Here is an 11,899-nt window from a genome sequence, read left to right as displayed (position 1 = left end):
CCTTATTTTTCTAGGAAGACGACTTTTTTGTGAACAAAGCTTTTTCCCATGAAAAAGCGTGTATAATAATTGGTGGATAAGTTATATAGAGGAGTTGGCAATTTTGGAATACATCATGTTACTTTTCATCGGGCTAATCGCCGGGACAGTCGGGAGTCTAGTCGGACTTGGCGGCGGAATTATTATTGTTCCGTTATTAATCGGATTACACAGCCTATCACCACAACTTGCAGTAGGAACCTCAATGGTAACAGTCGTTTTTACAGGACTATCTTCCACCCTTACTTATATGAAGCATAAACGAGTAGATTACAAAAGTGGACTTATTTTATTTATCGGGAGTGGCCCTGGTGGTATCATCGGCTCGTGGGCGAATAAATTTTTAAACCAAGATACATTTTCTTTATATTTTGGGATTTTTCTTATTTTTGTCTCCATTCTTCTTATGTTACGAGACAAATTAAAACCCCTTTCTTTATCAAATATGACTGTAATCAAGCGCTCTTTTACAGATAACGAAGGAAACACTGTACACTATCAATTCCCACCGCTTCTCGCTATCTTTATCGCCTTTATAGTTGGTTTTATATCTGGGTTATTTGGAATTGGGGGCGGTGCTTTACTTGTTCCAGCAATGATGCTACTTTTTGCATTCCCAGCACATATTGCTGTAGCAACTTCGATGTTTATCGTATTTCTATCAGCAATTGTAAGTTCTGCAACTCACATCTCCCTTGGAAATGTCAGCTGGATTTACGCATTAATTCTTATTCCTGGTGCATGGATTGGTGGAAAAATCGGGGCATATATTAATACAAAATTAAGCGGTAACGCCGTAATTAATTTATTACGTATCACATTAATTATTCTTGGGACTAGATTAATCATTACTTCTTTTTTATAACGTGTTCTTTTTAGAATGCGTTTTTTCTTATACACATGAATATAAAAATCCTCCTAAGAGAACAAATAAAATTAAACAAACACATAATAACATGTAATTGGAAATATGTACTTTCTTCACGTTGACCACTCCTATAACTGCGACTGTTACCTTTATGATAGCGAAAAAATAATTTACTTGCAGTTACAAAGTGCTAACAATGCAAAATCATTTATTACAAATTTTATCCTTATATTTCATTTCTTTGTATATTCTATCGTTTTAATAAAAAAAGATGTCATATTGACATCTTTTTAGTGAAGAAGTGACCATCCCATAAAGTCTTCATGTACTTGGCACGCCCTCTTATCATTTCGATCATACAATTCAGCATAACTATCTGTTTCTTCATCATAAGCCATCGTATAAATAATTTGGCCATCCACTTCAACGGATAACACGACTCCACCTTTCATCTCTTCTACATGAATGATGGCATTTGCCGGAATTCTCATATCCGTCATTTTTATCGCATCTAACAATATACTAAACCCCCTACAGCGTATTCATTGCTAGTACTATTACACACTAAATAGTATACTACTGTAATAGCATATATTTCGTCAATGAAATTGCTGTTTAAATAGCATATTGTCTTTATACATATACACTAAAAAATAGAAATGTTTAATAAACGGGGGGCTAACATTGATTCTACACAAAGGAGATGTACTATTCCGTCAAGGTGAGGACGGTCCTTTATATTTTATAAAAACAGGTTTATTAAAAGTAGTAAGGATAGAAGAAGATGGAACACCATTTCTATTTAACATTATCGTTCCAGGAGAAACGATACCTCACCATTCCTTAATTTCACCGAAGGAATATCACGGTACAGCAATCGCTTTAATGAAAACGGAAGTTGAACCTATAATTAGCAATGAGTGGTACAATCAACTTCAAGCGGATCCTGCATCATATGCAAATATCGCTATGCAATTACAGTCAAAATTAAGAATGATGCAGCAACGTATCGACCAATTGACGACCGTCTCTCCAAAAGAACGTCTTCATCGCTTACAAGAATGGTTCACACTATATTTAGGTGACATTCCTATATATGAAATATTAACACAAACTGAAATTGGTCAGCTCATCGGTATACGCCGCGAAACGGTAAATCGATTATTGCGAGAACAAATAAAAAACGAGGTGAAATAATACCTCGTTTTTTTGCTTCTTCAAACTCCATCTATTGTAAGCTTGCTGCTGGACCGAAAAATTCATAATGAATATGCTCTTGTTTCACACCTAAATCAGTTAATGTAGCATTTATATGCTTCATAAATGCTACTGGACCACAGAAATAAAATTCTGCTTCCGTTGTCGGAATAATCGTTTGCAGCCATTCAGCTTCAATCAAACCTTCTTTATCAAAGTTTTTCATTTCCAGATCTTTTTCAGTCGGCGCCGAATAGCAAGTGTATGCTTTCACTTGTTCGTATTCATTATCTACTGCCTCAACGTGTTCTTTCATTGCATGTGTATTACTATTTAGTGCTGCATGAACAAAACATACATTACGTTTTGAATCTTGTTCAATTAACGTATTTAGCATACTCATCATTGGTGTAATACCTACTCCACCACTAATTAGGACAACTGGTAATGTTGAATCCATATTTAATACGAAATCTCCCGCTGGTGCACTTACTGGTAACATATCGCCTTCTTTTACATGATCATGTAAGTAATTAGATACTTTACCGTCCGGTGTATCTACACCTTTTTCTTTCTTGACACTAATACGATAATATTCTTTTCCAGGAGCATCTGATAAGCTATATTGACGATTATGTGTATATGTTTCACCTTCAATATTGATTTGAACCGTTACATATTGTCCTGGGATGAATGAAGAAACTTTCCCTCCATCTTCAGGTTTCAAATAAAATGACGTAATAACATCGCTTTCCTTCACTTTTTTTACAACTACAAAGTTACGGAAATCTTTCCATCCACCTTCTTTATGTGCCGCTTCTTCATACATCTCTGCTTCAATACTAATGAATGCATCAGCAATGACACCATAAGCTTCTCCCCATGCGTTTAAAACTTCATCAGGTGCACCTGCGACCTCTTTAATTGCGCGTAGTAAACATGTACCTACAATCGGGTAATGCTCTGCTTTAATACCTAAACTTCTATGCTTATGACCAATTTGTTTTACAACTGGAATAATAACTTCTAAATTATCAATGTACGTTGCAGCTGCATAAACAGCATTCGCTAACGCTTGTTGTTGTCTTCCCTTTTTCTGATTTGTATGATTGAAGATATTCAATAGCTCCGGATGTTCCGAAAATAAAATTTCATAAAATCTCGTTGTAATTTCAACGCCTTTTTCCTGTAATAATGGTACTGTTGACTTTACGATTTCAATTGTTTTTTCACTTAACATTGTATCCCACTCCTCTATTTCCTTAACTGTTTTTAGTTTAACCGAATTGTATAATACAGATTGTGATTTTAATCACTATTAACACGGTGTTTTTGTGAAAAATATATGAACATTGCACTTACAAAAGAAAATAAGCTAACTAGCTTATCATTTCAACAATATTTTTCTATACATTCCTCGTTGGCAAATGTTCTTGTAAAACCATATACCCTTCATAAGCTGCGTAACCGAGTATAGCCATTAATCCGATATAACAAGCAAATGCTGTCCATTTCGTTTTCGTATCCACTTTGTAATAGTTTTCCTGTTGTCTCTTGTCTGCATCCCATTCCTGTAATTTTCTTTCTGACATTTCAAATGCTTCTCGTATATGAATTGTATGTGTTTCTTTTTCATCTTCATATGGGACGTAATCAAGTGGCTCAAACTTTGGTAAAAGATATTCTAACACTTCAATCTTTTGAAGTTCTCCTGTTTTTAATTCTTTCTCTCTTTCTTTTTGCCTTAATACATTTATTTCATGTTGCATCATATATATATTCCGATGCACTGCACCAGTTTCTTTTAACTCTTCTTCAAGCCTTGCAACATATTCTTTCATTCCATCAATTTTATATCCTAATTCCTTAATTGGCTCATCTCTCTTTATTACTCTATACAATTCCATACAGCCGATAATAAAAATAAATCCGCCCAAAATACTTTTAAAATAAATTGAATACCCAAGTAGTAAAACAAGCCCCGCTCCCCAAATTTTCGTACTTACAACTGAAATAATCCGTCCCCCGTCTAACGGAGAAACCGGAATTAAATTAAAGAAATTAATCATACTTCCGAGTAAAATAATGAGCGCCCAAAACGGCTCTTTCGTTATCATATAAAGTGGAATAGCCGGTAAAAATGAAAGTAATCCGAAAAGAGGTCCCATATAGGCAATATATGCTTCATCTTTTGCATTTTTAGGCATCTCTTTCATCCCAATAAGAGCGCCCATAAATGGAATAAATATTGCTGGCGATGTTGGTATACCTTTTACCTTTTCTTTTCGCAGCCCATAAATGACCCATTTCATGAATAAATAACAAATAAATGAGCGCTACCCCAAATTGCCAACCATATATAACTGCGTACGCACCAAGTGATAGAAACATACTAAATACCGTTGAAAACTTTGCTAATTTAAAAATTGCAAATACCCACTTTAACTTAGAAAGTAAAAATAACCCTATTGCAACAATAATTCCCCATAATCCTTTTTTATTATTTTTCATATTCCTCTCCTTTATCTTTCATTAATGAATGATATACATTCATCAAAGCTTGTTCTTTTTTCTATTATGACATATTTTTTTCTATTGTTAGAAATAATGTTTATATAATCCATTTTTAGCCAAAAATATAAATAAAAGGAGGTGCGCACAATTGAATTTACAATCTCTCATAATAGGAGCTCTATCTTTTTTAGCCTCAACTCTTATTTTTTATACCGTTAGTTACGTGTTACTATTAGATTTGTTGCCCAATCACGTATTTATTGCTCTTATCATCCTTTCCGCTCTTATGATTTCTTTTCTTATTACACGAAAATCAATGAATGAGCCATCTGCAAAAGCAAAGTAATAGAGAGGGGGGGTTCCCCTCTCTATTATCATTTCCTAGGAAAGTTCATATAGAATTGAGGAGTTTATCTCGAATAACGTTTCACCTTATCTTTGTAAATTCATTTTTTCACCATAATCTTTAACAATTTGAATAATATTTTGAAAAACACCTATTTTTTCTTGTTTACTATTTAATATTTTCAAATCATAATTTTCATAATATGTTTCTAATGACTTTAATTGTGATTCTGAAGCACCTTGTACCGGAACAGTAGCATGCAATTCATACTGTTTATATCCTTCCTTTACCTTTTCTCCTAAGATTTTTCCACTCTCTTTTGCTCCAATTAATTTTTGAACTTTTTCTGGAAAAATGACCTGCAAATAGTATTCTTGTTCCTTCTCTAACTTGTTGTATAGTGATTGTGAAATCGTATACCGTACTGTATAATTCACTTTTTGATCGCCCGCTTTAATATGGAACGCGGTAATCTGCAAATCTTTTTTTGTTACTTCCGTTAAAGGACCTGCCTGTGTTTCATCTTCTTTTTGTTCTGATACATTTGGAAATATAGCCAAAAGCTTTTCTGTATCTTTTTTATTCAGCATATACATAGCTTTCTTATGTTGTACCCATCCTCGTCTGTCTTCTCCTCTTAGCCATGCATAATACGTTTCTTTCTTCCCATCTCTACTAATTTGTATTTCATATTCAGGTTCACCAAAGCTACCTGTTATTTCTTGTTTCTCAGCTTTATCTATAATGTCTATTACTACCTTAGCTTCTGATTCCTGTAACTTTTTCTCTTTATGTTTTTTTTGTATAACGGTTACCTCTATTGTTTCTTTCACTTCATTCACCGTCTCTTCCACTTTTTTTGTTTCTTTTTTTTGCTCAACTTGACTACAAGATGCTAGTAACATAACAAATAACAGCAATACATATTTCATTTTCAACTTAATCCTCCTTTTACAATAAGAAACTCTTATAATCTTCATACAAAAAACAAAAACGTGACACACTATAAAATACGCTATACTAAGCATTGAAAGGAGGTCTTTTTCATGTCCATTAATTTTCACGATGCAAATAATAAATACACATACGCACAGCGAAACGCCCATATTTCTTGGAGAGAAATGATAAAAAATATTACAGACGTACAAAATAAACGAATAATTGATATCGGCTGTGGTGGCGGGATTTATACGAAAGAACTTGCTCTTATGGGAGCAGAAAGTGTTGTTGGGCTTGATTTTTCAAAAGAAATATTACAGGCTGCAAAAGAAAATTGTAGCGGATTTTCAAACATTTCTTTCATTCAAGGTGATGCACATAGCGTCCCATATCCTAATGATACATTCGACATTGTTATTTCGCGCGCAGTTATTCATCATTTACAAGACGTTCCTACATTTCTACGTGAAGCTTCTCGTATATTAAAGAAAAACGGTGTACTTATTGTACAAGACCGAACTATTGAAGATTGTACGATCCCTGGAAGTCCCGAACACATCCGTGGATATTTTTTCTCTATCTTCCCAAAACTCATTGAAATAGAATCAAAAAGACGTCCAAAAACCACCACGATACAGCAAGAATTACAAAAATATTTTCTTCACGTTTTCCCGACTCAAACACAATGGGAGATACGAAAAATACATGGTTCTGTACAGGCATTATTGCAAGATTTATCACCTCGAACAGGCCGATCCATTCTATATGAACTAACAGATTGTGAACTTTCTCAACTTCTACAACAAGTAAAGACCGCCTTACAAAACGTCTCTCCTATTATCGAAAGAGATCGTTGGACCATTTGGAGCGCCATGAAGTTGTAAGGAAGGAAGCCTCACAAAATAATGTGAGGCTTCCTTCTTTCATAATCTAATTTTGCAACACTCTTGATATCCTCCACTTCTGGCCTGTGCACTTCCACACTTCGGACATACTAAATATCTAGACTGATTTGTCAACAAACTACCTTTTTGAAAGAGTAAAACTTCTGCTTGTTTAAACGAACGCGAATAATATAACCACATAAAACCAATTATAGCAATAATGCCAAATAATACTCCCATCGCAAGCATTTCAGTCACCTCTTTTGGTTTGTTCTTTCCAGCAAGTGGATTGTTGTATTATTCTCTCTAAATTCAAACAATCCCTTCTTTACTCCTATAAATATCAACTTTCTCTATAAATTTTACAATTCTCCGCAAATTTTTACTTCTGTTTTACAATTCAATTTACATCAACTATTCATTCCAAAACAAATAACATTTCCACATATATATATTTTATTAAAAAATATATTGACTTTCTAAAAAAAAAATGTAACAATACTTTCAGAATACTTGAATAAAAATTCATTGACGAGAACGAGTACGTTATAGGACTGTCCCCCAGAGAGTTGGCGATTTGCTGAAAGCCAACGTTCAGTGCGTAGCCGAAAATCATCTCCGAGAAGTAGAACCGAATGTTATAGTAAGTTCTTACCGGCTGTCCCCCGTTACAAGGAACACGTATCATGTTGTACGTTGCAGAGCCGTATACATATAGAATTATTTCTACATGTATAAATTAGGGTGGTATCGCGGGTAAATATAACTCGTCCCTTTCTTTAGGGACGAGTTTTTTGTGTTCTTACAAATGAATTTTAAAAAAGGAGGAAAAACAATGAACACTGTATCAAAAAAACATATTTTTTTCACGGGTCTTATGCTATTTTCTTTATTTTTTGGGGCAGGTAATTTAATTTTCCCTCCCATGCTTGGACAAAATGCAGGCGAAAACTTTTGGCCGGCAATGATTGGATTTTTACTAACAGGAGTCGGTTTACCACTACTAACAGTTATCGCAATTTCTTTATCAGGAAATGGTATGCAGCAACTTGCAAGTCATGTTCACCCATTATTCGGAATATTCTTTACGGTAGTTGTATACATCGCCATTGGTCCTTCTATGGGTATTCCACGCGTTGCAAATGTCGCTTATGAAATGGGCGTTAGTTCTTTCTTACCAGAAACGATTCGCTCTAGCAGCCTAGCACTTTTTGCATATACAATCATCTTCTTTGCTATCGTATATTGGCTGAGTTTGAATCCATCTAAACTTGTAGATCGTATCGGAAATATATTAACACCTATTTTATTACTCTCTATTTTCTTATTGTTTGTTAAAAGTGTATTTACACCACTTGGACAATCAGGACCTGCAATGCAAGAGTATCAAACTTCTCCGATTTTCAAAGGCTTTATGGAAGGATACTTAACGATGGATACCATTTCAGCACTTGCATTTGGCATTATCGTTGTAAATACCATTCGCTCTAAAGGTGTAAAGGATCGTAAATCCATTGCCATCGCAACAGCCAAAGCTGGACTTATTGCTGCTACTGGCCTCGTACTTGTATATGGTGCGCTTGGCTGGCTCGGTGCAACTAGTGTCTCGCTCGGATATGCAAAGAATGGTGGACAATTACTTACTGTGATCGTACAACAATTATTCGGTCCATATGGTCTGCTTTTATTATCTCTTATCGTTACACTCGCTTGCTTAACAACATGTGTTGGACTTGTATCTGCATGTAGTCAATATTTCTCAACATTATTGACTAAATTTTCATACAAAACATTCGCAAGTATCATTTGTGTATTGGGATTATTAGTTGCCAACTTAGGTTTAACAAAAATCATTTCCATCTCTGTTCCAATTTTACTTGTTGTATATCCAGTTGCGATTGTACTTGTTCTACTATCGTTACTGCATAAATATTTCGGTGGATATCGCTCTGTTTATGTAGGTGCTTTAATTGGCGCAGCAATCGTAAGCGTATTTGATGGATTAAAACAAGGTGGTATTTCAGTTTCATTTATCACATCATATTTTGAATTTATCCCTTTATATAATGAAGGAATAGGTTGGCTAGTACCTGCATTAATCGGAGCTCTTATCGGCCTTACAATCGCTAAGCTAAGCGGCGCGAAAAAAGTTCCCTTACTCACCGAATCTCGTGAAATAAAAGCATCCTAAAAAACTCCCGAAAGGGAGTTTTTTTACATTTGATAAGCAGTATGATTAAAACTGCTTATTTTATACGCTTTCGTATAATAATCGATATTTGTATCCACTGTTTCTACTTTGACAACATCGTAGCACTCTTCTTGCTTTATTAAAAATAAATAGTACTCTTCTGTCGCCTCAACAATTGCAATTTTATCTGTTTCAACATTATATTGTTCACAAAGCGCTTGTAATGCGTTCACATAATCCCCTAGTTTTTTAGACTTATCCATACCGAATATAGTTTGAACTAGCATATACATTCTCCCCTTTGTATGTACTGTTAACAACTTAATGATAGCGCTTACATTTATTGGCGTCAATAAAAAGATTTTGTACAAACTAATAACCAGTGGGGACCACCCCACTGGTTAAAATTTCACTTTATCATTTCGTCAATTGATGTCGAAACGCATAAATAACCGCCTGTGTCCGGTCACTTACATTTAGCTTATTTAATATATTGCTCACATGTGTCTTTACTGTTTTGAGGGCAATAAACAACTCGTCTGCAATCTCTTGATTACTTTTCCCCTCTGCAATTAATAACAAAATTTCAGACTCTCTTTCTGTTAACTCCTCATGCAAAGGTTGTTCTTTCTTCTGACGCATACGAGACATCATTTTACCAGTAACTTTCGGCTCTAATACCGTTTCTCCATCATAAGTAGCTCGTACAGCGTCTGCTATATCACTCGCTCTTGATGTTTTTAATAAATAACTTGTCGCTCCGGCCTCAATAACAGGATACAATTTCTCATCATCTAAAAAGCTCGTTACAACTACAATTTTTGCTTCTGGCCATTCTTGAATAATAGCACGTGTTGCTTCAACACCATCCATCTCATCCATGACAAGATCCATCAAAATAATATCCGGCCTTAATTGCAAAGCTAACTCTGAACCTTTTCTTCCATTTTCAGCTTCTCCAACTACTTCAATATCTGGCTGCGTTGATAAATATGCTGATACACCCATTCGAACCATCTCATGATCATCCACTAGTAATACTTTAATCATGATTCTCCCCCTCTCTCAATCATAATCGGTACTTTTACTTCTATTTGTGTACCTTTATTTGGAAAACTAAGTACCTTTAATGTCCCACCAATTTCATGAACACGCTCTTGTATTGACCTTAATCCGTAAGAACCAGCCTTATTCACTCCTACTTTAAAACCTACACCATCATCAATAATTTTCAATATTGCATATTGATCAATTTTTCGAAGACGCACTTCCGTTTTCTTTGCCTTCGCATGACGTAAAGTGTTAGATAGCGCCTCTTGTACAATGCGGAATAAGTGATCTTCTACACCTTTTTTTAATTGAATCGGTTCAATTAACCATTCAATTTTCATACGTTGCTTTCTAGATAGTTCTGTTAATAATTCTTCTATACCTTCTGTTAGTTTCTTACCTTCTAACTGTACTGGGCGTAAATGAAGAAGCAATGCTCTCATTTCTGACTGTGCATTTACAACCATATTTTCAACGAGCTGTAACTGCTTTTTCGTCGTTTCTGGAAATTCAGCTACTTGTTCATTAATAGCCGACATCATCATCGACATTGCAAAAAGCTGCTGACTTACAGAATCATGCAGCTCCCTCGCCAATCGATGCCTTTCTTGGGAAATCGCTTCTTGTCTCATCTCTTCATTCCAATGAGCTCGTTCATTCGTTACCTTTTGAAAGAGTCCAGCTTGCTCCTCTAATCGACGAGCCAGACCGATTACTTTTCGTTCCACTTCATGAAATTCATCATCTGCAGTAAACGAAACATCACTCGGAAAATTCCCTCGCTCTACTTCAAATAGAAACGTATTTAATCCTTGTATACGCTGCTCTATATAGTAACCGATTGCATATCCTACAATCCCCCCGATAAGTAAACTTGTAGTCATAATAAACAAGCCAATTGGAACAGAAGCGATGGATTCCTTCCATAATAAATCATATACTTGTTGCTCGCTTTTCCATACATATACAATTGTACAAATGAGTGCGATACTAACTGAGGACAACATAGAATAACGAATATACATCCACGAAATATTTTTTTGTTTCTTCATTATACTTTCCTCACTTCCGTATCGCCTACGACAAGCGAAGAAATAATTTTAATACGACGAGGAGCCTCTTTATACTGCTCTGTTCTAAATGTAACATTGCGGTTAAACCCTGTCTCCTCATGACCTGGCAAGAGCACACGTCCGACAATAACAGAATGATTTAAAGACAGTTCAATATCATATGGCACATATAAACGAATATTACCAACGACACCCCGAATAACAATTACCGTTTCTCCTTCTGGAATCATAGCAGTTGTTAAATCTATTTCCACATCACAAGCACCATATTGAACATTAATATCCTCAAGTTCATAAATATGATCCATCATTCGTACATTGCCTACAAACATATTTTTTAAATATGGTTCTGTACGATATATTTGCTTCTCTTCGTCTATAATCCCTTCTTCTTTAATTTCAACCTTCATTGCTTTTTGCTGATGCCCTTGTTGAATCAATTGATAACCAATTAAAGCTAAACAAGCAAATACGACAAGAACAAATGCTGCTGATGAAAATAAGAAGAATAAAAATACGATACCACCGACAAATAAAAATACATTTCCCCGTACATAACGATTCTTTTTACGATAATGCCTTCCAAACATAAGCATAATAAATGCAAAAATGAGACCACCTGGTTCAAAATGTCCAAGTATCATATCAAGAAAAAGACCGAATCCAAATATGATGAGGAGCATCCCCATTAATTGTGTCTTTGAAAAATGTTTCTTCATTTCAGCTCCCCCCTTCTTGTCACATATACATAGAAGAAAAGGCATTGCTTTCCAACACCTTTTCTCCTATCACTATATC

At 35.0% G+C, this 11,899-nt stretch carries 13 protein-coding genes, 1 pseudogene and 1 other annotated feature; of the genes and pseudogenes, 5 read left to right on the top strand and 9 right to left on the bottom strand.

Features of this window, described 5'->3' with window-relative positions; translation table 11 throughout:
- Positions 1 to 103: 103 nt before the first annotated feature.
- The gene (locus PDQ68_RS07225) at positions 104 to 904 is read left to right on the top strand and encodes a sulfite exporter TauE/SafE family protein (RefSeq protein WP_000455758.1); all 801 of its coding nucleotides are present in this window, start codon (positions 104 to 106) and stop codon (positions 902 to 904) included.
- Positions 905 to 1,197: 293 nt separating this feature from the next.
- On the opposite strand, the gene PDQ68_RS07220 is transcribed toward PDQ68_RS07225, so the two are convergent.
- On the bottom strand, positions 1,198 to 1,425 hold the full coding sequence (locus PDQ68_RS07220) for a hypothetical protein (protein ID WP_000882907.1): 228 nt from the start codon (positions 1,423 to 1,425) through the stop codon (positions 1,198 to 1,200).
- 166 nt (positions 1,426 to 1,591) lie between these two features.
- Between PDQ68_RS07220 and PDQ68_RS07215 the strand changes: the two genes are divergently transcribed.
- Positions 1,592 to 2,104 carry a Crp/Fnr family transcriptional regulator gene (locus PDQ68_RS07215; protein ID WP_000600575.1) on the top strand — a complete coding sequence of 171 codons (513 nt, stop codon included), beginning with the start codon at positions 1,592 to 1,594 and terminating at the stop codon, positions 2,102 to 2,104.
- Between the two features lie 31 nt (positions 2,105 to 2,135).
- Here the strand turns inward: PDQ68_RS07215 and hmpA are convergent, their stop codons facing one another.
- Entirely contained in the window at positions 2,136 to 3,344 is a 1,209-nt protein-coding gene (gene hmpA / locus PDQ68_RS07210; RefSeq protein WP_000947720.1) for an NO-inducible flavohemoprotein, read from the bottom strand.
- A 166-nt stretch (positions 3,345 to 3,510) separates the two neighbouring features.
- Positions 3,511 to 4,615: pseudogene (locus PDQ68_RS07205) on the bottom strand (site-2 protease family protein).
- Positions 4,616 to 4,766: 151 nt separating this feature from the next.
- Between PDQ68_RS07205 and PDQ68_RS07200 the strand changes: the two are divergent.
- Positions 4,767 to 4,964: a hypothetical protein gene (locus tag PDQ68_RS07200; RefSeq protein ID WP_001053353.1), complete on the top strand. Its 198-nt coding sequence runs from the start codon at positions 4,767 to 4,769 to the stop codon at positions 4,962 to 4,964.
- Positions 4,965 to 5,050: 86 nt separating this feature from the next.
- On the opposite strand, the gene PDQ68_RS07195 is transcribed toward PDQ68_RS07200, so the two are convergent.
- Positions 5,051 to 5,902 (bottom strand): YhfM domain-containing protein, encoded by an 852-nt coding sequence (locus PDQ68_RS07195; protein WP_000782993.1) that lies wholly within the window; start codon positions 5,900 to 5,902, stop codon positions 5,051 to 5,053.
- A gap of 108 nt (positions 5,903 to 6,010) precedes the next feature.
- Between PDQ68_RS07195 and PDQ68_RS07190 the strand changes: the two genes are divergently transcribed.
- Entirely contained in the window at positions 6,011 to 6,787 is a 777-nt protein-coding gene (locus PDQ68_RS07190) for a class I SAM-dependent methyltransferase (protein WP_061183997.1), read from the top strand.
- A 39-nt stretch (positions 6,788 to 6,826) separates the two neighbouring features.
- Here PDQ68_RS07190 and PDQ68_RS07185 read toward each other — a convergent pair whose 3' ends face one another.
- Complete coding sequence (locus tag PDQ68_RS07185) at positions 6,827 to 7,036, bottom strand: hypothetical protein (RefSeq protein WP_000880630.1); 210 nt, start codon at positions 7,034 to 7,036, stop codon at positions 6,827 to 6,829.
- A 270-nt stretch (positions 7,037 to 7,306) separates the two neighbouring features.
- Positions 7,307 to 7,565: a binding site (T-box leader), on the top strand.
- Positions 7,566 to 7,622: 57 nt separating this feature from the next.
- On the opposite strand from PDQ68_RS07185, the gene brnQ3 reads away from it, so the two are divergent.
- On the top strand, positions 7,623 to 8,978 hold the full coding sequence (gene brnQ3 / locus PDQ68_RS07180) for a branched-chain amino acid transport system II carrier protein BrnQ3 (protein ID WP_061183996.1): 1,356 nt from the start codon (positions 7,623 to 7,625) through the stop codon (positions 8,976 to 8,978).
- Positions 8,979 to 9,001: 23 nt separating this feature from the next.
- On the opposite strand, the gene PDQ68_RS07175 is transcribed toward brnQ3, so the two are convergent.
- From PDQ68_RS07175 to liaF, 4 genes are read right to left on the bottom strand one after another with little or no spacing between them, the layout of a single operon-like run.
- The gene (locus PDQ68_RS07175) at positions 9,002 to 9,340 is read right to left on the bottom strand and encodes a DUF3922 domain-containing protein (protein ID WP_410973882.1); all 339 of its coding nucleotides are present in this window, start codon (positions 9,338 to 9,340) and stop codon (positions 9,002 to 9,004) included.
- Between the two features lie 55 nt (positions 9,341 to 9,395).
- On the bottom strand, positions 9,396 to 10,028 hold the full coding sequence (locus PDQ68_RS07170; protein WP_000598709.1) for a response regulator: 633 nt from the start codon (positions 10,026 to 10,028) through the stop codon (positions 9,396 to 9,398).
- Entirely contained in the window at positions 10,025 to 11,080 is a 1,056-nt protein-coding gene (locus PDQ68_RS07165; RefSeq protein ID WP_270786642.1) for a sensor histidine kinase, read from the bottom strand. The genes PDQ68_RS07170 and PDQ68_RS07165 overlap by 4 nt, the downstream gene beginning before the upstream one ends.
- A complete protein-coding gene (liaF, locus tag PDQ68_RS07160) occupies positions 11,080 to 11,820 on the bottom strand; it encodes a cell wall-active antibiotics response protein LiaF (RefSeq protein ID WP_000716091.1) in 741 nt (246 codons plus the stop codon). Before liaF ends, PDQ68_RS07165 begins: the two co-directional genes overlap by 1 nt.
- Positions 11,821 to 11,899 lie beyond the last annotated feature (79 nt).

This window comes from Bacillus cereus group sp. Bc010 (assembly GCF_027716745.1).
Classification (GTDB): Bacteria; Bacillota; Bacilli; order Bacillales; family Bacillaceae_G; genus Bacillus_A; species Bacillus_A pacificus.
The sequence above is the reverse complement of the archived record's forward strand: the minus strand, read 5'-3'. Positions and strand labels throughout refer to the sequence as shown.